This window comes from Citrobacter sp. CK185, assembly GCF_030333565.1.
GTDB lineage: Bacteria > Pseudomonadota > Gammaproteobacteria > Enterobacterales > Enterobacteriaceae > Citrobacter_B > Citrobacter_B koseri.
Genome location: NZ_JAOWFR010000023.1, coordinates 345,522 through 368,286, shown reverse-complemented (window position 1 = coordinate 368,286; position 22,765 = coordinate 345,522). Strand labels below are relative to the sequence as shown.

Annotated in this window: 16 protein-coding genes; 8 read left to right on the top strand and 8 right to left on the bottom strand. The window is 57.0% G+C overall.

Annotated elements, in window-relative coordinates:
- Window positions 1-7: 7 nt before the first annotated feature.
- Both betB and betI read right to left on the bottom strand, forming a co-directional pair.
- Window positions 8-1,480 carry a betaine-aldehyde dehydrogenase gene (betB, locus tag OGV79_RS09405; protein ID WP_286468262.1) on the bottom strand — a complete coding sequence of 491 codons (1,473 nt, stop codon included), beginning with the start codon at window positions 1,478-1,480 and terminating at the stop codon, window positions 8-10.
- Window positions 1,481-1,493: 13 nt separating this feature from the next.
- Window positions 1,494-2,087, bottom strand: coding sequence for a transcriptional regulator BetI (gene betI, locus OGV79_RS09400; RefSeq protein ID WP_024130562.1), 594 nt, complete (start codon window positions 2,085-2,087; stop codon window positions 1,494-1,496).
- Window positions 2,088-2,369: 282 nt separating this feature from the next.
- Between betI and OGV79_RS09395 the strand changes: the two genes are divergently transcribed.
- Window positions 2,370-4,403: a choline transporter gene (locus OGV79_RS09395; protein ID WP_047458253.1), complete on the top strand. Its 2,034-nt coding sequence runs from the start codon at window positions 2,370-2,372 to the stop codon at window positions 4,401-4,403.
- Window positions 4,404-4,572: 169 nt separating this feature from the next.
- Here the strand turns inward: OGV79_RS09395 and entD are convergent, their stop codons facing one another.
- The gene (gene entD, locus OGV79_RS09390) at window positions 4,573-5,226 is read right to left on the bottom strand and encodes an enterobactin synthase subunit EntD (protein WP_286459469.1); all 654 of its coding nucleotides are present in this window, start codon (window positions 5,224-5,226) and stop codon (window positions 4,573-4,575) included.
- Between the two features lie 48 nt (window positions 5,227-5,274).
- Window positions 5,275-7,518 carry a TonB-dependent siderophore receptor gene (locus tag OGV79_RS09385; protein ID WP_012133407.1) on the bottom strand — a complete coding sequence of 748 codons (2,244 nt, stop codon included), beginning with the start codon at window positions 7,516-7,518 and terminating at the stop codon, window positions 5,275-5,277.
- A gap of 305 nt (window positions 7,519-7,823) precedes the next feature.
- On the opposite strand from OGV79_RS09385, the gene fes reads away from it, so the two are divergent.
- The 4 genes from fes (at window position 7,824) to wzz(fepE) (ending at window position 14,556) form a co-directional block, all read left to right on the top strand.
- Window positions 7,824-9,038: an enterochelin esterase gene (fes, locus tag OGV79_RS09380; RefSeq protein WP_286468261.1), complete on the top strand. Its 1,215-nt coding sequence runs from the start codon at window positions 7,824-7,826 to the stop codon at window positions 9,036-9,038.
- A 29-nt stretch (window positions 9,039-9,067) separates the two neighbouring features.
- Window positions 9,068-9,286 carry an MbtH family protein gene (locus OGV79_RS09375; protein ID WP_058668745.1) on the top strand — a complete coding sequence of 73 codons (219 nt, stop codon included), beginning with the start codon at window positions 9,068-9,070 and terminating at the stop codon, window positions 9,284-9,286.
- Complete coding sequence (gene entF, locus OGV79_RS09370) at window positions 9,283-13,167, top strand: enterobactin non-ribosomal peptide synthetase EntF (RefSeq protein WP_286468260.1); 3,885 nt, start codon at window positions 9,283-9,285, stop codon at window positions 13,165-13,167. The genes OGV79_RS09375 and entF overlap by 4 nt, the downstream gene beginning before the upstream one ends.
- A 252-nt stretch (window positions 13,168-13,419) precedes the next feature.
- Window positions 13,420-14,556, top strand: coding sequence for an LPS O-antigen length regulator Wzz(fepE) (wzz(fepE), locus tag OGV79_RS09365; RefSeq protein ID WP_071259795.1), 1,137 nt, complete (start codon window positions 13,420-13,422; stop codon window positions 14,554-14,556).
- A 72-nt stretch (window positions 14,557-14,628) separates the two neighbouring features.
- Here wzz(fepE) and fepC read toward each other — a convergent pair whose 3' ends face one another.
- The 3 genes from fepC to fepD are packed head-to-tail and all read right to left on the bottom strand — an operon-like array spanning window position 14,629 to window position 17,419.
- Window positions 14,629-15,426, bottom strand: a complete 798-nt coding sequence (gene fepC, locus OGV79_RS09360) for an iron-enterobactin ABC transporter ATP-binding protein (protein ID WP_047458235.1) — start codon at window positions 15,424-15,426, stop codon at window positions 14,629-14,631.
- On the bottom strand, window positions 15,423-16,415 hold the full coding sequence (fepG, locus tag OGV79_RS09355; RefSeq protein ID WP_012133400.1) for an iron-enterobactin ABC transporter permease: 993 nt from the start codon (window positions 16,413-16,415) through the stop codon (window positions 15,423-15,425). The genes fepC and fepG overlap by 4 nt, the downstream gene beginning before the upstream one ends.
- A complete protein-coding gene (fepD, locus tag OGV79_RS09350) occupies window positions 16,412-17,419 on the bottom strand; it encodes a Fe(3+)-siderophore ABC transporter permease (RefSeq protein ID WP_012133399.1) in 1,008 nt (335 codons plus the stop codon). Before fepD ends, fepG begins: the two co-directional genes overlap by 4 nt.
- 111 nt (window positions 17,420-17,530) lie before the next feature.
- On the opposite strand from fepD, the gene entS reads away from it, so the two are divergent.
- Complete coding sequence (gene entS / locus OGV79_RS09345; RefSeq protein ID WP_104868940.1) at window positions 17,531-18,781, top strand: enterobactin transporter EntS; 1,251 nt, start codon at window positions 17,531-17,533, stop codon at window positions 18,779-18,781.
- Window positions 18,782-18,824: 43 nt separating this feature from the next.
- On the opposite strand, the gene fepB is transcribed toward entS, so the two are convergent.
- On the bottom strand, window positions 18,825-19,781 hold the full coding sequence (gene fepB, locus OGV79_RS09340) for a Fe2+-enterobactin ABC transporter substrate-binding protein (RefSeq protein ID WP_198448378.1): 957 nt from the start codon (window positions 19,779-19,781) through the stop codon (window positions 18,825-18,827).
- A 187-nt stretch (window positions 19,782-19,968) separates the two neighbouring features.
- Here fepB and entC point away from each other — a divergent pair, with 187 nt between their 5' ends.
- Both entC and entE read left to right on the top strand, forming a co-directional pair.
- Entirely contained in the window at window positions 19,969-21,144 is a 1,176-nt protein-coding gene (gene entC / locus OGV79_RS09335; RefSeq protein ID WP_060815865.1) for an isochorismate synthase EntC, read from the top strand.
- Between the two features lie 9 nt (window positions 21,145-21,153).
- Window positions 21,154-22,764 carry a (2,3-dihydroxybenzoyl)adenylate synthase EntE gene (entE, locus tag OGV79_RS09330; RefSeq protein ID WP_071259787.1) on the top strand — a complete coding sequence of 537 codons (1,611 nt, stop codon included), beginning with the start codon at window positions 21,154-21,156 and terminating at the stop codon, window positions 22,762-22,764.
- Window position 22,765: the final 1 nt, after the last annotated feature.

Sequence of the window (22,765 nt, the reverse complement as noted above, 5' to 3'; positions counted from 1 at the left end):
CTCCTGGTTAAAATATGGATTGAAACTGACCCATCTCAACCTGGATGGACTTCACCTGGGTGTAGCTTTGCAGCGTCATGATGCCGTTCTCGCGACCAATACCGGAATGTTTGTAGCCGCCGACCGGCATTTCAGCAGGAGATTCCCCCCAGGTATTGATCCAGCAGATCCCCGCTTCAAGCTGGTGGATTGCGCGATGAGCGCGGTTGAGATCGGCTGTCACTACCCCGGCGGCCAGTCCGTAATCGGTGTTATTGGCGCGGCGGATCGCCTCTTCTTCGTTTTCGTAGGTCAGAATGGACATTACCGGGCCGAAAATTTCTTCGCGTACGATGGTCATCTCATCCCGGCAGTCGGTGAATACGGTGGGGGCGACCCAGGCGCCGTTATCAAACGCCTCGCCTTTTAATACGTCGCCGCCGCAAAGCAGCGTTGCGCCTTCCGCTTTTCCGCTGGCGATATAGCGCAGAACGTTGTCGCGATGGGGGAAGCTCACCAGTGGGCCAAAATTGGTTGCCGGGTCAGACAGATCGCCTGCGCGAATGCGGCTTACGCGCGCCAGAATTTTTTGCTCGAAGGCGCTTTTCATGTGCGCCGGAATGAATACGCGCGTGCCGTTGGTGCAGACCTGGCCGGAGCTGAAGAAGTTCGCCATCATGGCGATATCCGCCGCGAGGTCGGGGTCCGCGTCGTCAAAGATAATCAGCGGTGATTTGCCGCCCAGCTCCATCGTCACCTCTTTCAGCGATGAAGCAGCTGAATTGGCCATCACTTTCTTGCCGCTGGCGACGCCGCCGGTGAAGGAGATTTTGGCGATATCAGGATGTTCCGTCAGGAACTGCCCTGTTTCCGCGCCGGTGCCTGGCAGCACGTTGAACACGCCGTCCGGGAGACCGGCTTCGCTGTAGATTTCCGCCAGTTTTAACGCGGTTAGCGGCGTGACTTCACTGGGTTTGAAGATCATGGCATTGCCTGCCGCCAGCGCCGGAGCGGATTTCCACAGGGCGATTTGAATGGGGTAGTTCCATGCGCCGATCCCGGCCACCACGCCCAGCGGCTCGCGACGGGTGTAGACGAATGACGTCTCGCGTAGCGGGATCTGGCTGCCTTCCAGGGCAGGGATCAGCCCGGCGTAATACTCAAGCACGTCAGCGCCAGTGACGATGTCCACGCTGGCGGTTTCGCTCAGTGGTTTACCGGTATCGAGCGTTTCCAGTTGCGCCAGCTCGTCATTGCGTTCACGCAGAATATCAACTGCCCGACGCAGGATTCGCGAGCGCGCCATTGCGCTCATCGCGGCCCATATTTTTTGCCCGCGCTGCGCGCTTTTCACGGCGCGATCGACATCGTCGTGGCCTGCGGCCTGTACGGTAGCCAGTACCTCGCCGTTAGCGGGATTGATCGTCTCAAAGGTGCGACCGCTGGCGGCGGCAGTATATGCGCCGTCAATATAAAGCTGTTGTTCTGCCATTCGGGGCATGGGTTCTCCTCGGTTAGTCAGTGGCGTTCGGCAAATGCTGACTGATGAAATGGGTGGTCAGCGCCTGAGCGAGACTGAGATTAAACGGTTTTCCGCTCAGCGCGGCGCGTAGCCACAGCCCATCGATAAGCGCCGCCAGGCCATAACCGGCCTGTTGAGCCTGCTGGCGCGGAAGTTCGCGCCTGAATTCATACACAATGTTCGACAGCAGCCGCTTGCTGGCGACCTGTTGCAGGCGGTAGAGCATCGGCTGATGCATGCTGCTTGCCCAGAATGCGAGCCAGGCTTTCATCGCGGCCTGGCTTATCTGACTGTCGTCAAAGTTGCCCGCTACGATGGCGCGCAAACGCAATTCTGCGCTGGCCTCTGGAAGGGCATGCAACCGACGCAGGACGGCATAGCGAAGCTGGCTGGTGATGTCGCGCATCGTCGCTTCCAGCAATCCATTTTTATCCTTGAAATAGTGACTGATGATGCCGGTCGACACGCCTGCTCGTCGGGCTATTTGCGCAATGGTCGCGTCATGCATCCCGACTTCATTAATGGCCTCCAGGGTGGCGTCAATCAGTTGCCTGCGACGAAGGGTTTGCATCCCCACTTTGGGCATTTTTATCGCTCCAGTCATCAGTTATGGTTATGTATTAAACCGTTTTTTGATTGGACGTTCAATATAAAATGTGTCTTAATTGTTATCAATTTAGCGGTTAACAGGTAAGGGGAATGTAATGGGATATTAGATAAAATTAATAAAAACAATAGATTGAAAATATCATCATTTCTGTTAATAAGGCTATTTTTGCAAATCTGTTAAAAATGCCATCGCCTTACAGAATCTCAAAAAGTTAGCTGCTCGACAGAGTAGTCACCGTTACTTAATCAGAGGTAATCGATGACGAACCTTGCTCAGAACAGAGAAAAGGACAAAATCAATCCCGTCGTGTTTTATACGTCTGCCGGACTGATTTTGTTGTTTTCCCTGACGACCATTTTTTTTAGTGATTTCTCCGCAGTCTGGATCGGCCGCACGCTGAACTGGGTCTCCAGAACGTTTGGCTGGTACTATCTGCTGGCCGCCACGCTCTATATCGTTTTTGTCATATTCATTGCCTGCTCGCGTTTCGGTTCCGTCAAGCTCGGGCCTGAGCAGTCAAAGCCGGAATTTAGTCTGCTAAGCTGGGCGGCAATGCTTTTCGCCGCCGGGATTGGCATCGACCTGATGTTCTTCTCGGTGGCTGAGCCCGTCACCCAATATATGCAGCCGCCGGAAGGCGCAGGGCAGACCATTGAAGCCGCCCGCCAGTCGATGGTCTGGACGCTGTTTCACTACGGCCTGACCGGTTGGTCGATGTATGCGTTAATGGGGATGGCGCTTGGCTACTTTAGCTATCGCTATAACCTGCCGCTGACCATTCGCTCAGCGCTCTATCCGATCTTCGGTAAGCGCATCAACGGGCCGATTGGGCATAGCGTAGATATTGCCGCAGTTATCGGCACCATCTTTGGTATCGCCACGACGCTGGGGATTGGTGTGGTGCAGCTCAACTACGGTCTGAGCGTACTGTTTGATATCCCGGATTCAATGGCGGCCAAAGCGGCGCTGATTGTGCTGTCGGTGGTGATCGCCACGATCTCGGTGACTTCTGGCGTGGACAAAGGCATTCGGGTTCTGTCGGAGCTGAATGTGCTGCTGGCGCTGGGGTTGATCCTCTTTGTGCTGTTTATGGGGGACACCTCATTCCTGCTCAATGCGCTGGTGCTGAATGTGGGCGACTACGTTAACCGCTTTATGGGGATGACGTTGAACAGCTTTGCGTTCGACAGGCCGGTTGAGTGGATGAACAACTGGACGCTCTTTTTCTGGGCGTGGTGGGTTGCCTGGTCGCCGTTTGTCGGGCTGTTCCTGGCGCGTATTTCGCGTGGCCGCACCATTCGCCAGTTTGTCTTCGGTACGTTGATTATCCCGTTCACTTTCACTCTGCTGTGGCTGTCGGTGTTTGGCAATAGCGCGCTGTATGAAATCATTCATGGCGATGCCGGTTTTGCCGAAGAAGCGATGGCGCACCCTGAGCGCGGCTTTTATAGCCTGCTGGCACAGTATCCGGCCTTCACCTTCAGCGCGTCTGTCGCCACAATCACCGGTCTGTTGTTCTACGTGACATCGGCGGACTCCGGTGCGCTGGTGCTGGGCAATTTCACCTCAAAACTGAAAGACATCAACAGCGATGCGCCAGCCTGGCTGCGTGTTTTCTGGTCGGTAGCGATTGGCCTGCTGACGCTGGGGATGCTGATGACCAATGGGATTTCAGCGCTGCAAAACACGACGGTGATCATGGGGCTGCCGTTTAGTTTTGTGATCTTCTTCATTATGGCGGGATTGTATAAATCATTGAAAGTTGAAGATTATCGTCGGGAAAGCGCCAGTCGTCATACCGCGCCGCGTCCGATGGGCGTGCAGGACCGGCTGAGCTGGAAAAAACGACTGTCGCGCCTGATGAACTACCCGGGAACGCGCTATACCCGCGAAATGATGGAGAAGGTATGTTTCCCGGCAATGGAAGAGGTCGCCCATGAGCTGCAACTGCGCGGCGCATCGGTGGAGCTGAAAAGTATGCCGCCGCAGGAAGGGGAAAACCTTGGTCATCTGGATCTGCGGGTTCATATGGGCGATGAGCGCAACTTTATCTATCAGATCTGGCCGCAGCAGTACGCAATCCCCGGCTTTACCTACCGGGCGCGTAGCGGCAAATCGAGCTATTACCGGCTGGAAACGTTCCTGCTGGAAGGAAGCCAGGGAAATGACCTGATGGACTACAGCAAAGAGCAGGTGATTACGGACATTCTCGATCAGTATGAACGTCATCTGAACTTTATTCATCTGGATCGTGAAGCGCCTGGCAACGGGGTGTTGTTCCCGGGAATGTAAGCGGATCTCACGTTTTCTGAAAATAGTTCCGTCAACCTTGAGGCTAACAACCCGAACACGACAATTCGGCTTGTTAGTCTCTTCTTCGCATGGAGGCGATATATGCTGACGAAGTACGCTTTTATGGCAATGCTTGTGCTCCGCAGTCAGCAATGGCTGCGGGCAAATTCTACAGGGCGGACGCGCAGAGCGTAATGACCTGACCGTCGTACTCACGCCACGAAATATCCACTGTGCAATCAGCAAGCTGCGGCGAAAACGCCGACGTCATTTGCATGGTTAGATGTGTTTTCGTCACTGAAACGATCCTGGCGCTGGCAAAACCCGGTAACGTTGCCGCGCGATCGGAGAACGCTTTATAGACGCTCTCTTTGGCGGAAAACGCCAGGGTTAACGCGAGCGGAAAAGGGAGAGAACTGCGCTGTAAAACGCGTTGTTCATCGTTATCGACGATACTGCTGGTGAGTTCTGCTGCCGTTTGAGGCGTGAAGATTGCTTCGATATCAACCCCTACCGGAGTGAGGGAGACGACTGCCAGCGCCGTGGCGGCGCTGTGGCTGATACTGCCGAACAGGCCTTCCGGCCACAAGGGCTGCCGTTTATCGCCGATAGCGGGTACGGTTTTGTGCCCATATTCAGTCAGGGCATGAAACGCGGCGAGACGTCCCGCTAAGTGTTCAGCCTGACGTTTTCGCCCGGCGGGAAGCAGCTGCGCATGATGCGGCAACCAGAGCAGATCGTGTTCGTGGAAGCTATCGATATCGAACCCGATAAGATGAAGTTTGTGGCGGGAAAAAGAGAGGGCGGTGTAAGTGGTTCGCATGGTTTCTCATAAAAACCCTCTCCCCGTTCAGGGAGAGGGCGGTCGTTATCAGAAGCGCGTGTTAACGCCCATGTACCATGTACGACCCGGTTCGTTGTAGGTGTAAGCACCTGCACCGTACATATAAGCGCCGGTCGCGTCGTTACCCGTGGTCTGGGCATTCCCCGCACGCCATTGACGCTTGTCGAAGACGTTATCCACGCCGCCGGTCAGGCTGACGTTTTTGGTTACGTCCCAGGTCGCGCTCAGGCCGACAATGCTGTACGGGCTGACTTCATCTTTCTCAGAGCCGGTAGCAGGCTGGCCCTTATAGTTGTATTTCTTCGGCTGCTGCTTGCCGTACCAGGTGAAGGTTGACTGCACTGACACATCCTGATGTACCTGCCAGCTCAGGGTTGAGTTCAGCGTGTACTCCGGGATGATCGACAGACGATCGCCGGTTGTTTTGTTCTTGCTCTGTAGCATGTAGGTAATGTTGTTGGTCCAGTTTATTGCATCGCTGACCGGAATATTCAACGATCCTTCCAGACCTTCTACCACGGCCTTCGGCACGTTTTCCCACTGGTAGATATCGGTTTGCACTTTACCTGAAGAGGTATGGCCGACTGGCGCATAGCCCGCTTCAATCTTATCGCGGTAGTCGTTACGGAACCAGGTCACACCGGCCTGCCAGCCGTCGTGTTTCCACTCAAGACCAATCTCTTTGTTGACGCTGGTTTCCGCTTTCAGGTCATCGTTACCCATCATGTAGCAACCGACGCCATCGGAGCTTGCATAGCAACCCTGGCCTTTGCTGTACAGCAGGTAGTTCGGGTTGGTCTGATAGAGGCTCGGTGCTTTATAGGCACGGGCGATACCCATCTTCAGGGTGAAATCATCGCCCAGCGCCTGCGACAGGTTCAGGGACGGGCTCCAGTTGTTGCCGACGATAGTGTGGTGATCAAAGCGTAGCGCCGGGGTCAGCATGGTGCTGTCAGTTATCTCCATGTTGTTCTCGGCAAACAGGGAGAAGATTTCTGCGGATGAGTACGGACTGCGGTCGTCGCTCATGCCTGGGATGGCTCCGCCCTGTTGAGCCTGAGTATTCGAGGCGGAATCCTTCATACGCTGCTGGTTCCACTCAGTACCCAGCGTCAGGTTTTGATTAACGATGAAATCAAGCGGCAGGTTAATTTCACTGTGCAACATCACGTCGGCCAGGTCGGTGTCGGTGAATTCGTCGCTGTTGAACAACCCTTCGAGACCGCCCGCCAGCCCTTCGCCCAGACGCGAGTTGCGGGTGTGTTCGTACTGTGCCCAGTTGCTGGTGGTGATACCGTTATCCCAGCCGCCGTTCCAGGTCACTGCGAAGTTCTGGCGATAAATACGGTTAGTCTCTTTACCGTAGTTTTTCTTCACCAGGGCATTGTCGTTATTGGTGTTTTGGGTGTCACCCGCGTAAAGGTTGTTCTGGCGGCTGTAGCCTGCTTCAAACTCCAGCGCCTGCATTGGCGCGAAATCCCAACGTACGACACCATTAATATCTTTGTTTTCAACCCCTTCGCGACCTGCTGGCAGGGTGTTGGCGTAGGCGCCGGTACGCTCAGACTGATGGCCCTGGTTGATGTCCCAGGCGTCGGCCTGAGTTTTATCCAGGTTGCCGTACATGCGGAAGCTGAATTCGCCGCCCAGCGGGCCGCTCAGGCTAAAGTTGGTGCGCTTGGTGGAACCTTCGTCTTTGTGTTCCGGCGCATTCAGATAGGTGTTCCACGAACCGTGCCACTGATCGTCGAATTTCTTGGTGATGATGTTTACCACGCCGCCCGCTGCGCCGTTGCCGTAACGTGCCGCCGCAGGGCCACGAATCACATCAATGCGTTCGATCATCTCTGGCGGCACCCAACCGGTATCGCCACGGGTGTCACGCTCGCCGCGCCAGCCCAGACGGATGGAGTTGCGGCTGGTCACCGGTTTGCCGTCGATCAGAATCAGGGTGTTTTCCGGGCCCATGCCGCGAATGTCGATCTGGCGGTTGTTGCCGCGCTGGCCGCTGGTTGAGTTACCGGTCAGGTTCACGCCCGGCATGGTGCGGATGATTTCGGCAACGTCGCGAGCGGGAGGATTTTTACGGATTTCGTCGGCGGTAATGGTCGATACGCCCGGTGCCTGGAGGTTCTGCTGGGCGGCGGTGACCACGATGGTGTCTTCATGAAGCGCTGCGCTATCAGTGGTCTCCTCCGCCATAACAGGCAGAGCGACCCCATAAATTCCCAGATTGACCAGTAAGGCCAGGGAATGAATCTTATTGTTCATTGTGTTTCCTGCTTATCTTTATTTAGCCACATGCGCCAAACTCTCGTGGTGAGGTGTTTAGCCTGATGTCGCCCGCATCTGCGAAAGCCATACATTCCAGAAAAAGCACGCAGTGCAGGTTTCAGGTTGTGTTTCTCATTTGAACGTGGCGTCAATGCACGAATGAGAGACCCAGCCTGGGTGGTGAAATAATGTTCGCGCTTCCCACGGCGCGACAATACGCTATTGCAAATGAAAATAGTTATCAATAATATTATCAATATATTTCATCATTAAATAAAAAATTACACAATAAACATGGGGTTATGACGGTGACGGCGTTAACGACAGGAAGTGAGACCTGGTGGCAGTCAAAACACGGTCCCGAATGGGAGCGTGAAACAGACGAAAAATATCGGGTGACTTTCTGGTGGCGCGATCCGCAGGGAACGGAAAACCGCTCTTCAATTCGCCGCGTATGGGTCTACATTACAGGCGTCACCGACCATCACCAGAATGCGGTTCCGCAATCCATGCAGCGTATTGCGGGCACGGATGTCTGGCGATGGAGCACGACATTAAGCGCCGACTGGCGTGGTAGTTACTGTTTCATCCCTTCTGAACGCGATGATATTTTTGCTTCTCTGGCAGTAGATGAAACGCCTGACAGAACCACGCTGCGTGAAGGCTGGCGTCAGTTATTGCCGCAGGCGATTGCCGATCCTCTTAACCCGGTGAGCTGGAAGGGGGGGCGGGGCCATGCGGTTTCCGCGCTGGAAATGCCTGACGCGCCAGCACAACCCGGCTGGGATAAGCCTGAAAATCCGTCAGCTCCCCCGGTTTGTTTGCAATGGCGCAGCGAGCGGTTGGGCAATACGCGTCGCGTGTGGGTGTTCACGACCGGCGACGCCCGGCCTGAACGTCCGCTAGCGATTCTGCTCGACGGGCAGTTTTGGGCGGAAAGCATGCCCGTCTGGCCCGCGCTCACCTCACTGACCCGGCGGCGTCAGCTCCCTCCTGCGGTCTACCTGCTGATTGATGCCATTGATACTCCCCACCGTAGCCGTGAACTGCCCTGCAATGCCGATTTCTGGCTGGCGGTACAACAAGAACTCCTGCCGCTGGTGAAAACCGTTGCGCCATTCAGCGATTGTGCAAAAAGGACGATCGTCGCCGGGCAGAGTTTTGGCGGGCTCTCCTCGCTGTATGCCGGTCTGAACTGGCCTGAGCGCTTTGGCTGCGTACTGAGCCAGTCGGGATCGTTCTGGTGGCCGCAGCGCGGCGCAGATCGGGAAGGCGAGATTATTGAACAACTGAAGGCGGGCACATTGACCGCCAGAGGATTGCGCATCGTGCTGGAGGCCGGTATCAGAGAGCCGCTTATTTTCCGGGCGAATCAGGCGCTTTACAGCCAACTACACACTATGCAGCAGTCGGTTTTCTGGCGTCAGGTTGACGGCGGACATGATGCGCTTTGCTGGCGTGGCGGATTAATGCAGGGGTTGATGACCCTCTGGCAACCGTTAACCGACACGCTGTAGCTGGCGATTTTCCACGACAGGAGTTGAGTATGGAATTCAGTAATCCCTTCGATAACCCGCAGGGACAATTTTACATTCTGCAAAACCCGCAGCGTCAATTTAGCCTCTGGCCACAGCAGTGTTCTCTCCCTGCGGGCTGGCAGGTGGTGTGCGAACCGCAATCGCAGGCGCTTTGCCAGCAGTGGCTGGATGCGCACTGGACCACGCTAACTCCCGCCCATTACGCCGCTGCGCAGGAGGCTCAATGACCACGCGTTTACCGTTAGTGGCCGCCCAGCCAGGGATCTGGATGGCGGAAAAACTCTCTACGCTGCCTTCCGCCTGGAGCGTGGCGCACTATGTGGAATTACACGGCACGCTGAATGCCCCTCTGCTGGCGCAGGCGGTTGTAACCGGTATGGCGCAAGCGGATACCCTCCGTATGCGATTTACTGAAGATAACGGCGAGGTCTGGCAGTGGGTGGACCCGGCATTCACGTTTGCGCAACCCGAGCTTATCGATCTGCGTGACGAGCCCGATCCGCATGCGGCGGCGCTGGCGCGGATGCAGGCCGATCTGCGACAAAATCTACGCGTTGATGGCGGCAAACCGCTGGCGTTCCACCAGTTGATTCAGGTCGATGATACCCGTTGGTACTGGTATCAGCGTTATCACCATCTACTGGTGGATGGCTTCAGTTTCCCGGCGATAACCCGTCAGATCGCGGCGATTTACCGCGCCTGGCAGTGTAACGCCCAGACGCCCGACTCGCCGTTTACGCCATTTGCTGACGTGGTGGAGGAGTATCAGCGTTACCGTGAGAGCGAGGCTTATCAACGCGATGGCGCCTTCTGGGCGGAGCAGCGTCGCCAGTTGCCGCCTCCCGCTTCGCTGTCGGCTGCGCCGCTTCCAGGGCGGGCGGCCAGCGCCGATATTTTGCGTATGAAACTGGATGTGCCCGACGGTGTTTTCCGTCAGCTGGCGGCACGCATGTCTGATATTCAACGTGCGGATTTAGCGCTGGCGCTGGTGGCGCTATGGCTGGGCCGCCTGTGCGGCCGGATGGACTATGCTGCCGGATTTATATTCATGCGGCGTATGGGCTCGGCGGCGTTAACGGCGACCGGCCCGGTACTGAACGTCCTGCCGTTAGGGGTAAGCATTAATGCGGCGGAAACGCTGCCGGAACTGGCGACGCGTCTTGCCGGGCAGATGAAAAAAATGCGTCGCCATCAGCGTTATGACGCCGAACAGATCGTTCGCGACAGCGGCCGCGCGGCGGGTGAAGAGCCGCTGTTTGGCCCGGTACTGAACGTGAAGGTCTTTGATTATCAACTGGATATTCCCGGTGTACAGGCGCAAACCCATACGCTGGCGACCGGCCCGGTTAACGATCTTGAACTGGCGCTGTTCCCGGATGAAGAGGGCGGCCTGAGCATTGAAATCTTAGCCAACAAACAGCGCTATGATGAGGCGACGTTATCCCGCCATGCGTCGCGGCTGACGGCGCTGATACGCCAGTTTGCGGACAATCCGGCGCTGCGCTGCGGCGATGCCGAAATGCTCCTGCCTGCCGAATATGCGCAACTGGCGCAGATTAATGATACGGCGGTAAGCATACCGCTCACGACGCTCAGCGCGCTGGTTGACGAACAGACACGCAAAACGCCGGACGCGCCCGCGCTGGCTGATGCGCGCCATCAGCTCAGTTATCAGGAGATGCGCGAGCAGGTGATCGCCCTGGCGCACCTGCTGCGTGAACGTGGCGTTAAACCGGGCGACAGCGTCGCGGTGGCGTTGACGCGCTCGGTTTTCCTGACGCTGGCGCTGCACGGCATTGTGGAGGCCGGAGCCGCCTGGCTGCCGTTAGATACGGGGTATCCAGACGATCGTCTGCGAATGATGCTCGAAGACGCGCAGCCGAAATTACTGATCACAACCGCAGAACAACTGCCGCGATTTAACGATATCCCCGGCGTAGAAAGCCTGTGCTACAGCGCGCTGTTGCCGACGAGCGGCGCTGAATCGCTGGCGTTGTCATTGCCGCACCACACGGCATACATCATCTTTACATCCGGTTCGACCGGCAGGCCGAAAGGGGTAATGGTCGGGCAAACCGCGATCGTGAATCGCCTGCTGTGGATGCAGGATCACTATCCGTTAACGGCAGAGGATGTGGTCGCACAAAAAACGCCGTGCAGTTTCGATGTTTCGGTGTGGGAGTTCTTCTGGCCGTTTATTGCCGGAGCGAAGCTGGTGATGGCGGAGCCGGACGCGCACCGCGATCCGATTGCCATGCAGCATTTCTTTGCGAAGTATGGTGTGACCACCACCCACTTTGTCCCGTCAATGCTGGCGGCGTTCGTCGCCTCGCTCACTCCTGAATCCGCTCATGAAAGCTGCGCTACGCTACAGCGCGTATTTTGTAGCGGCGAGGCGCTGCCCACCGGGCTGTGCCGCGAGTGGGAACAGTTGACCGGCGCGCCGCTGCACAATCTGTACGGGCCGACGGAAGCGGCGGTGGATGTCAGCTGGTATCCCGCCTGCGGCAAAGAACTGGCGGATGTCACCGGAAACAGCGTGCCGATTGGCTATCCGGTCTGGAATACCGGGCTGCGCATTCTTGATGCGATGATGCGCCCGGTGCCGCCGGGCACCGCGGGTGATTTATACCTGACCGGCATCCAGTTGGCGCAGGGGTATCTGGGGCGCCCGGATCTGACGGCGAGTCGCTTTATTGCCGATCCGTTTATGCCGGGCGAACGCATGTATCGCACCGGAGACGTGGCGCGCTGGCTGGAAAATGGCGCGGTAGAGTACCTTGGCCGCAGCGACGATCAGCTAAAAATTCGTGGTCAGCGCATTGAACTGGGCGAGATTGATCGGGTTATGCAAACGCTGCCGGACGTCGAGCACGCCGTGGCTCACGCCTGCGTGTTTAACCAGGCGGCCGCGACAGGAGGCGATGCCCGCCAACTGGTAGGCTATCTGGTGTCACAATCCGGCTTACCGCTGGATATTCCGGCGCTTCAGGAACGGTTACGCGAGACATTACCGCCGCATATGGTGCCTGTGGTTCTGCTACAGCTTGCGGAACTGCCGCTCAGCGCAAACGGGAAACTGGATCGTAAAGCGCTGCCGATGCCGCAACTGACACAACGTACGCCGGGGCGCGCGCCATTGCCAGGGACGGAAAAAACGGTGGCTGACGCCTTTGCCGGCCTGCTGGGTTGCGAGGTCAATGATGTGGAGGCCGACTTCTTTGCGCTGGGCGGGCATTCGTTACTGGCGATGAAACTCGCCGCGCAGTTGAGTCGCGCGTCCGGGCGTCAGGTGACGCCGGGGCAGGTGATGGTGGCGTCAACCGTTGGTCAGCTTAGCGCGTTGCTGGATTCCGCCGATGACGAGCAGTCTCAGCGTCTGGGCTTTGAAACACTCCTGCCGCTGCGTGAAAGCAGTGGACCAACGTTATTCTGCTTCCATCCGGCGTCCGGTTTTGCCTGGCAGTTTAGCGTGCTGGCTCGTTATCTCAGCCCACACTGGTCGATTACGGGGATTCAGTCGCCAAGGCCTGATGGACCAATGCAAACGGCCACGAATCTGGATGAGGTGTGCGAGCGTCATCTGGAAACGCTGCTGGCGCAGCAGCCGCACGGGCCTTACTACCTGCTGGGGTATTCGCTGGGCGGAACGCTGGCCCAGGGCATTGCGGCGCGCTTGCGTGCGCGTGGCGAAACGGTTGCCTTCCTCGGGCTGCTGGATACCTGGCCGCCGGAAACGCAAAACTGGCAGGAAAAAGAGGCCAATGGTCTGGACCCTGAAGTGTTAGCGGAGATCGCGCGTGAACGTGAAGCGTTCCTTGCTGCGCAACAGGGAAATGCCTCCGGGGAGTTATTCAGCACCATCGAAGGAAACTACGCCGATGCCGTGCGGCTTCTGACAACCGCGCATAGCGTACCGTTCGATGGACGCGCAACGCTGTTTGTCGCGGAGCGCACCCTGCCGGAAGGAATAAGTCCTGAACGCAGCTGGGCGCCGTGGATGGCAGAACTGGATATCTATCGCCAGGATTGCGCCCACGTCGATATTATTTCACCTGCCGCGTTTGAGAATATCGGGCCGATTATTCGCGCATTGCTCGACCAGTAAGCGAAGCGTTCTGACGCCTTTAAAAATTTAATTCTACTGATGCCCATAATAGCTACCAATTATTATGGGCTTTTTATTTGTATTCAGCATTGATTTAACATAAGTGAAACATAATCAGACGGTTAGTGAAATTCCGAAAGTTGCATGCTACCTGTGGGAACAGGCAAAGAACGTTTCGGATAATTCTGAGATGCTGTTAGAATATTAGAAAGGATGTTTTTATTCATTGGACTCAATGTCAGGTTACACAACATGTCATCACTCAATGTTAAGCAGGAAAAAGATTCGGAATTTACTGGCTATCCGTTAGCGCCGTCAAACAGTAATGAAATTGATTTGTTAAGCCTTGTTGATGTTTTATGGCGGGCGAAAAATCGCATTATTGCGACTGTTTTTGCGTTTGCGCTGGCAGGTATTCTGCTGTCCTTTATTCTGCCGCAGAAATGGACCAGTCGGGCGATTGTCACCCCGGCAGAGGCCGTACAGTGGCAGGCGCTGGAAAAAACGCTGACCACATTGCGTGTGCTGAACCTCGACATTAATTTGCAGCGAGACGCCGTCTTTACGCTTTTCATTAAGAAGTTCAGCTCAACATCGCTGCTGGATGAATATCTTCGCGCCTCCCCGTATGTGATGGATCAATTGAAAGGGGCGGATATTGATGAAATGGAACTGCATCGGGCGATTGTTGCGCTCAGTGAAAAGATGAACGCGGTGGATACCAACGCCGGTAAGAAAAACGAGACGTCGTTATTTACCTCGTGGACATTGAGTTTTACTGCGCCAACGAAAGAAGAGGCGCAGAAGGTGCTGGCCGGCTATATCCAGTATGTGTCGGACATCGTCGTGAAAGAGACGCTGGAGAATATTCGTAACCAGCTGGACACCAGAACGCATTTTGAGAAAGAAAAACTGGCGATGGACCGGGTGAGATTGCGCAACCAGCTTGATGCGAACATTCAGCGACTCAATTATTCCCTGGAGATTGCCAACGCCGCCGGGATTAAGAAGCCGGTCTACAGTAATGGTCAGGCGGTAAAAGACGACCCGGATTTCTCTATTTCTCTGGGCGCCGACGGTATTGCGCAAAAATTGCAAATTGAAAAGTCCGTCACGGACGTTGCGGAAATTAACGCTGAAATACGCAATCGCCAGTATTACGTAGAGCAACTGACCGCGATGAATATCAATGATGTGAAATTTATGCCGTTTAAATATCAGCTATCGCCTTCGCTGCCAGTGAAAAAAGACGGCCCGGGCAAAGCGTTGATCGTGATTCTGGCTGCGTTGTTGGGCGGTATGATCGCGTGCGGCGGTGTTCTGCTGCGTCATGCCATGCTGTCCCGTAAACTGGATGATGCGATTCAACTGGAAGAACGGTTAGTCTAAGCGCCATCCGGCAAATCGCCCGGTGGCGCTGTCGCTGACCGGGCCTGTATTGTTACCCCTCCGCCATTGAGATTACTTCGGGCGACCCAGCGGCACAACCAGCGGCGTTCCGGCGATCGGATCGTCGATGATCGTGCAACGTAATCCATAAATTTTCTCAATAAGATCCGCTGTCACAATCTCCTTTGGCGCTCCCTCTGCGACGATCTTGCCTTCACGTAACGCGATTAAATGCGTGGCGTACCGGCAGGCCTGGTTAAGGTCGTGCAGAACCGCAGCGAGGGTGTAACCTTTCTCGCGATTCAGCTCGCTCAACAGCTCCAGCAGATCGATCTGGTGACTGATGTCCAGCCAGGTCGTCGGTTCATCCAGCAACATGATGGACGTTTCCTGCGCCAGCACCATGGCTATCCATGCTCGCTGCCGCTGCCCGCCGGAAAGCGTGTCCACGCTTTGCGTCGCCAGGTGGGTAATCCCCGTGGCGCGCATCGCACCGGCGACGGCGTCTTCGTCTTCTTTGCGCCAGCGGGTAAACAAAGGCTGATGCGGATAGCGGCCCCGGGCAACCAGCTCCTGTACGGTGATATCGCCCGGCGTGGTGGCGTTTTGCGCCAGCAGGCCGATTCGTCGCGCCACCTCTTTACTGGCGTAGTGCTGAATATGCTCGCCGTCGAGCCAGACGTGGCCATGTACGGGCGACATCAGACGGCTTAGCGTACGCAATAATGTTGATTTGCCGCAGCCATTCGGCCCAATAATGGCAGTGAAGTGACCATCCGGGATAGAAACATTCAGATTCTCCGCGACGGTATACTTGCCATAACCCAGCGTTAACTGGTCGCCACGCAAACGGGCTACTGATTCGGTCATTTTTTGCGGGACTCCTGAATTAACAAGACGATAAGGTAAATACCGCCGAGGCTTACGGTGACAACGCCTACCGGAAGCTGGTAAGGCATAAACAGTTGTTGGGCGCACAGGTCGGCGGCCAGCAGCAATAGCGCGCCGCACAATGCGGACTGGGTTAACCCCCAGCGTGCCGTGCCGCTAAGGCGCCGCGCGATGTGCGGCGCAACCAGCGCAATGAAAGAGATCGGGCCTGCGAGCGCCGTCGCGGCGGCGGTCAGCACCACGGCGACCAGCATCATCATTAACCGGGAACGTTCAACGCTGACGCCAAGCGCGCAGGCGCTGTCATCACCCATTTCCAGCAAGCGCAGACGACGTACCAGCAATGCGGCACACGCCAGCATCAGAACGATCAGCGGTGCCGAGGGCCACGTTTTGGCCCAGGTCAGTCCGTTGAGCGACCCGGCGTTCCACAATCCGGCGGAGAGGGCCGTTTCTAACGACGCCTGCAACAGCAGCCAGGTGTTGAACGCCACCAGCATGGCGCGCACGCCGATGCCGATAATAATCAGCCGGAAGGTCTCAATGCCGTTGCGCCAGGCAAGCAGCCAGACGATCAGCGAGGTGAGAATCCCGCCAGCCATCGCCGCCATCGCGATCGCCGTCAGGTTCTGGCCAAACAGCACCATTGCCACCAGCACGCCGCTCCAGGCCCCGGTGTTAAAACCCATTACGTCCGGGCTACCCAGCGGGTTGCGCATCAACGACTGAAAAATCGCGCCGCTGACGCCCAACGCGGCGCCAATCAGCAGCGCCATCAGCACGCGAGGCAGACGCCATTCGGTCACCACCAGGGTAATGCTGCGCGGGGCGTCTCCCAGCAACGCATTGATAATTTGCGAGACTTCCAGCGTAACGGCGCCGCTGCGCAGGCTCCACAAGCCGACAGCGATACAGCCGAGCACCAGCAACAGACAGCTTATGATCAGGCGGCGGGAAAGGTGCATCATACGGCACCTCCGCGCTGCTTGCGCCGCACGAGGAAAATAAGCACTGGCGCGCCGAGAAAGGCGCTGACAACCGAAACGCGCAATTCACCGGGAACGATGAGTCGCCCGATAATATCGGCAAACAGCAGCAGGGTCGGGGTCGCCAGCAACGTGACCGGCAGCGACCAGCGGTGATCCGCCCCCACCAGCCAGCGGGCCATGTGCGGCATCATCAGACCGATAAACGCGATGGGGCCAACAACCGCCGTCGCGCTGCCGCATAACACGGTAATCACCAACAGGCCGATGAGCTGGGTACGCGCCACTTTGCTGCCCAGCGCGGTGGCAGTATCGCTACCGAGACTCAGGCTGTTCAGCGCGCGGCTGAGAAACAGCGCGGTAGCACCGGCAATCAGCACCGGCACGACAATAACCTTGAGCGTTTGCAGACTGCGAATGTCCAGCGAGCCGGCCTGCCAGAAACGGAGCTGATCGTACACATCCGGGTTCAGCAACGCGATACCGTTGGAAAGCCCCTCCAGCACTGCGCCGAGCGCGACACCCGCCAGCGTGAGGCGAACCGGGCTTAACTGCCCGGCGCCCTGACTGCCGGTAAAGGCGACAATCAGCGAGGCGACCAGCGCCCCGGCAAACGCCATCAGCAACTGTTCCTGCGGAGAGGAAAAACCAAACAGCGCCGCGCCGAGTACGATCGCGAAACTGGCGCCGGAATTGACGCCGAGAATGCCCGGGTCGGCAAGCGGGTTGCGGGTGAGCGTTTGCATTAACGCCCCGGCGAGCCCCAGTGCGCCGCCAGCCAGCAGGCCAGCCAGCGTGCGCGGCAATCGCGCGTCCAGCACGATGGTGCAGTCAGCGCTTTGGCAGGTGCCGGTAATTGCTTCAAGTACGACGGACGCAGGCAGTGATTTTGCGCCGATAGCCAGACTTAATGCCGTGGCGAGAATAAGTAATAACAACAAGCCGGGCACGGCGATGGCGCGTGCCACGGAAACAGAGCATGACATATCAACTTCCCTGATAATGATAGTAATTATCGTTATCGATCTTATTCGGTTATGTTAGCATGTGCAGCCATTGAATGGATATTTAAAAAAAGTTCGCATTAAGGCGTTGTAATGAATCGACAATCCTGGCTGCTGAATCTCAGCCTGTTGAAGACGCACCCTGCATTTCGCGCTGTCTTCCTCGCCCGTTTTATCTCTATTGTCTCGCTGGGTCTGCTGGGCGTAGCGGTGCCGGTACAGATCCAGATGATGACCCACTCGACGTGGCAGGTTGGTCTGTCGGTGACGCTGACCGGCAGCGCGATGTTTGTTGGCCTGATGGTCGGCGGCGTGCTGGCGGATCGTTATGAACGTAAAAAGGTGATCCTGCTGGCGCGCGGCACCTGCGGTATTGGCTTTATTGGCCTGTGTCTGAATGCGCTGTTGCCGGAACCTTCGCTGCTGGCAATCTATCTGCTCGGTCTGTGGGATGGCTTTTTTGCCTCGCTGGGGGTCACGGCGCTACTGGCGGCGACGCCTGCGCTGGTAGGGCGAGAAAACCTTATGCAGGCCGGGGCGATTACGATGCTGACGGTGCGTCTGGGATCGGTGATTTCACCGATGCTGGGCGGCGTATTGCTGGCTACCGGCGGCGTGGCCTGGAACTACGGTCTGGCGGCGGCAGGAACATTTATCACGCTGCTGCCGTTGCTGAGCCTTCCGGCGCTCCCGCCGCCGCCGCAACCGCGTGAGCATCCGTTGAAATCGCTGTTGGCGGCGTTCCGTTTCTTGCTCTCCAGCCCGCTCATTGGCGGCATTGCGTTGCTTGGCGGACTTTTGACGATGGCAAGTGCGGTGCGCGTGCTTTATCCGGCGCTGGCGATTAACTGGCACATGTCTGCCGCGCAAATCGGTTTACTTTATGCCGCTATTCCGCTGGGGGCGGCTGTTGGCGCGTTAACCAGCGGGCAACTGGCGCACAGCGTTCGTCCTGGACTGTTGATGCTGGTTTCCACCGTAGGGTCGTTCCTGGCGATTGGGTTGTTTGGGCTGATGCCTGTCTGGCTGCTCGGGGTGATCTGTCTGGCGCTGTTCGGCTGGCTCAGCGCGATTAGCTCGTTACTGCAATACACCCTGTTGCAGACGCAAACGCCGGAAGCCATGCTCGGGCGAATCAACGGCCTGTGGACGGCGCAAAACGTGACCGGCGACGCCATCGGCGCAGCGCTGTTGGGCGGGCTGGGCGCCATGATGACGCCGGTTGCGTCAGCGAGCGTGAGCGGGTTTGGGTTGGTGATCGTTGGGTTGTTGTTAATGCTGCTACTGGGCGAGTTGCGTCGTTTTCGCCAGCCGCCGCCGGTGCCAGATGGCGCACCGCTTTAAAATGCAGGCCGGACAGGGCATTGGCCGCTATCCGGCAAATAAATTAAAACAGCGCGGCGAGACGGTTAAGCAGTAACGTTGCGCTGTAGTAGTCCAGACGGAACGTTTCGGTGCCCAGCGCATAAACGCGCTTATTTTGCACGGCAGGCAGGTGAGCAAGCAGTGGGTTGGCGTAAATAGCGTCGGCATCTTTGCTGTCACCGGCAAACAGGAACAGCGCTTCGCCGTTCAGACCTGCCGCCAGGTTTTCCCCGCCAAGCTGGATGATGTCATGACGTTTGCCCTGGCTTTTACTGGTTTGCAGTCCGGCAGGGAGGGGCGCCAGCGTAAAGCCTAACTGCTCCATCAGCTTGCCCTGGGCTGAATCCTGCGTCCACAGGTTGGCGCTGTGTGCGGCAGCGGTGTAGACCAGCGCGCTGACCGGTTGCGGCGGTAATGTGAGCTGTTGTTTAACAGTCGCCAGTTGTTTATCAAATTCCGCGATGCGCGCAGCGGCCTGTTTTTCCTGACCGGTGATCTCGCCCAGTTGCGTCAGCAGAGACTGCCAGCTTTTATCGTCGTAATTGATGATAAGCGTAGGGGCAATAGTAGAAAGCTGATCGTACAGCGCCAGCGCAGAGTCGCCACCGGTTGCGCTAATCAGAATAAGGTCCGGCATTTGTGCGGCAACGGCTTCAGCGCTTGGTTCGCCGATGTACAGGCGCGCCAGCTTGCGCGCTTTCGCAACGTCGCTCCATTGACGCAGAAATCCCTGATCGTCGGCAAAGCGGTTGTTAGGGGTGGTCGCTCCGCTGGCGACAACGGGAGCATCAATCGCCAGCAGCGAGCCCGTCAGGGTCACGCTGGTAGAGACGATACGTTCAGGTTTATGGTCCAGCGTATGTGTGCCGCGGCTGTCGGTGATCTGGCGCGGCCAGTCAGCGGCATGACCTAAAGAAATTCCTGAAATGAAAAGCCCAACCAGTATCAGGGATGTTCTGCAAAGCAGGGGAAGTCTCACGAATCAGCGTCCTGTTATTAATGGAGTTAATGCTTCTCATTTTCATTGTTAGCGGGAAGGGATGCAAGTCTAAGTCGCACATTGTGCTACCCCAAGAGTTGACATGCTGTCTGTTTACTTTTAGGTTAGCGCCCGAAAATATAAATGATAATCATTATTAAAGCCTTTATCATTTTTGGAGGATGATATGGATACGTCACTGGCCGAGGAAGTTCAGCAGAAAATGGCAACGCTCACCCCCGATCGCTTTTTCTTTATGTCGCCGTATCGCAGCTTTACGACGTCAGGATGCTTCGCCCGTTTCGCTGAACCAGCGGTTGACGGGGATTCGTTAGACAGCCCCTTCCAACAAAAATTACAGCAAGCCTTTGCCGACGCCAGAGCACAGGGTATCGCAAATCCTGTTATGGTCGGCGCTATCCCCTTCGATACCCGCCAGCCATCCTCGCTGTTCATTCCTGAGTCCTGGCAGACCTTCTCCCGACCGGCAAAGCAACAATCCTCGCGTTACTTTACCGGGCATCAGGCACTGAATGTTGTTGATCGTAAAAGTATCCCTGAACAGGAAACGTTTGAAGCGATGGTGGCGCGCGCGGCAGCGCTGACGGCGACGCCTGAAGTCGACAAAGTGGTTCTGTCACGCCTGATTGATATTACGACCGATGCCACCATTGACAGCGGCGCGCTGCTGGAGCGGCTGGTGGCGCAGAACCCGGTGAGTTACAACTTCCATGTGCCTCTGGAGGATGGCGGCGTGCTGCTTGGCGCCAGCCCGGAATTGCTGCTGCGTAAAGAGGGCGAGCGCTTTAGTTCGCTGCCGTTGGCCGGGTCGGCGCGTCGCCAGCCTGATGATGTGCTGGATCGTGAAGCGGGCAACCGACTGCTGGCTTCTGAAAAAGACAGACACGAACATGAGCTGGTCACTCAGGCCATGAAGACGGTGCTGCGCGACCGCAGCAGTGAATTACAGCTGCCTGCATCTCCACAATTGATCACCACCCCGACGTTATGGCATCTCGGTACGCCGTTCGAAGGTAAGGCGAATGCGGAAGAAAATGCCCTGACGCTGGCGTGTCTGCTGCATCCGACGCCTGCGTTGAGCGGTTTCCCGCATCAGGTGGCGAAAAAATTAATTGCCGAACTGGAGCCGTTCGATCGTGAACTGTTCGGCGGCATCGTCGGCTGGTGTGACGCCGAAGGAAACGGCGAGTGGGTCGTGACGATCCGTTGCGCGAAGCTGCGACAAAACCAGGTTCGCCTGTTCGCGGGCGCCGGGATTGTGCCTGCTTCCTCTCCGGTCGCGGAGTGGCGCGAGACCGGCGTGAAGCTTTCTACCATGTTGAACGTTTTTGGACTGCATTAAGGAGCGATGATGACCATTCCTTTCACCCGTTGGCCGGAGGAGTTTGCCCGCCGCTACCGTGAAAAAGGGTACTGGCAGGATCTGCCGCTGACCGATATTTTAACCCGCCACGCAGACAGCGATAAAACGGCGGTGATTGATGGCGATCGACACCTGAGCTATCGCGAACTGAACCAGGCGGCGGATAATCTGGCCTGTAGCCTGCGTCGTCAGGGGATCAAACCCGGCGAAACCGCGCTGGTGCAACTGGGCAACGTGGCGGAGCTGTATATCACTTTCTTCGCCCTGCTGAAGCTCGGCGTCGCACCGGTTCTGGCGCTGTTCAGCCATCAACGGACGGAACTTAACGCTTACGCGAAGCAAATTGAACCGGCGCTGGTGATTGCTGACCGCCAGCACGCGCTGTTCACCGGGGACGACTTCCTCAATACGTTTATTGCCGAACACAATTCTGTGCGTGTGGTGCTGTTGCTCAACGATGCGGGTGAACACAACCTGCAAACGGCGATTGACCAGCCTGCGGTTGATTTTACCGCCACGCCATCACCTGCCGATGAGGTGGCTTATTTCCAGCTTTCCGGCGGGACAACCGGAACGCCGAAGCTGATCCCGCGCACCCATAATGATTATTACTACAGCGTGCGCCGCAGCAATGAAATTTGCCACTTTACCGAAGCCACGCGTTTCTTATGCGCGATTCCGGCTGCGCATAACTACGCCATGAGTTCGCCGGGATCGCTGGGCGTCTTTCTGGCCCAGGGAACGGTGGTGCTGGCGGCTGACCCAAGCGCTACGCTCTGTTTCCCGTTAATTGAAAAGCATCAGATTAATTCAACGGCGCTGGTGCCGCCTGCGGTGAGCCTGTGGTTACAGGCGATTCAGGAGTGGGGCAGCAACGCGCAACTGGCCTCGTTGAAACTGTTGCAGGTAGGCGGCGCGCGGCTTTCAGCGACGCTTGCCGCGCGTATTCCGGCGGAAATCGGCTGTCAGTTGCAGCAGGTATTCGGCATGGCGGAAGGACTGGTGAATTACACCCGTCTGGACGACAGCCCGGAGCGCATCATCAATACTCAGGGTTGCCCGATGTGCCCGGACGATGAGGTCTGGGTGGCTGACGCTGACGGTAATCCGCTGCCGCAGGGGGAAACGGGACGCCTGATGACGCGCGGGCCGTACACGTTTCGCGGCTATTTTAAAAGCCCGGAGCATAACGCCAGTGCGTTTGATGCCAACGGCTTTTACTGCTCCGGCGATCTGATCTCCATTGATCCAGATGGCTATATCACCGTGCAGGGACGTGAAAAAGATCAGATCAATCGCGGCGGGGAGAAGATCGCCGCGGAAGAGATTGAAAACCTGTTACTGCGCCACCCGGCCGTAATCCATGCCGCGCTGGTCAGCATGGAAGATGAGCTGATGGGGGAAAAAAGCTGCGCATGGCTGGTGGTGAAAGAGCCGCTGCGCGCGGTACAGGTACGCCGCTTCCTGCGTGAGCAGGGGGTCGCCGAATTCAAATTGCCGGATCGCGTGGAGTGCGTCGAGGCGTTGCCTCTGACCCCGGTCGGTAAAGTCGATAAAAAACAATTACGTCAGTGGCTGGCGTCACGTTCACTGACCTGAA

Coding starts and splice junctions, on each gene's coding strand:
- fes (WP_286468261.1), top strand. CDS start 7,824: ATGACGGTGACGGCGTTAACGACAGGAAGTGAGACCTGGTGGCAGTCA.
- betI (WP_024130562.1), bottom strand. CDS start 2,087: ATGCCCAAAGTGGGGATGCAAACCCTTCGTCGCAGGCAACTGATTGAC.
- OGV79_RS09395 (WP_047458253.1), top strand. CDS start 2,370: ATGACGAACCTTGCTCAGAACAGAGAAAAGGACAAAATCAATCCCGTC.
- betB (WP_286468262.1), bottom strand. CDS start 1,480: ATGCCCCGAATGGCAGAACAACAGCTTTATATTGACGGCGCATATACT.
- entC (WP_060815865.1), top strand. CDS start 19,969: ATGGATACGTCACTGGCCGAGGAAGTTCAGCAGAAAATGGCAACGCTC.
- OGV79_RS09385 (WP_012133407.1), bottom strand. CDS start 7,518: ATGAACAATAAGATTCATTCCCTGGCCTTACTGGTCAATCTGGGAATT.
- entS (WP_104868940.1), top strand. CDS start 17,531: ATGAATCGACAATCCTGGCTGCTGAATCTCAGCCTGTTGAAGACGCAC.
- OGV79_RS09375 (WP_058668745.1), top strand. CDS start 9,068: ATGGAATTCAGTAATCCCTTCGATAACCCGCAGGGACAATTTTACATT.
- entF (WP_286468260.1), top strand. CDS start 9,283: ATGACCACGCGTTTACCGTTAGTGGCCGCCCAGCCAGGGATCTGGATG.
- fepD (WP_012133399.1), bottom strand. CDS start 17,419: ATGTCATGCTCTGTTTCCGTGGCACGCGCCATCGCCGTGCCCGGCTTG.
- entD (WP_286459469.1), bottom strand. CDS start 5,226: ATGCGAACCACTTACACCGCCCTCTCTTTTTCCCGCCACAAACTTCAT.
- fepC (WP_047458235.1), bottom strand. CDS start 15,426: ATGACCGAATCAGTAGCCCGTTTGCGTGGCGACCAGTTAACGCTGGGT.
- fepG (WP_012133400.1), bottom strand. CDS start 16,415: ATGATGCACCTTTCCCGCCGCCTGATCATAAGCTGTCTGTTGCTGGTG.
- entE (WP_071259787.1), top strand. CDS start 21,154: ATGACCATTCCTTTCACCCGTTGGCCGGAGGAGTTTGCCCGCCGCTAC.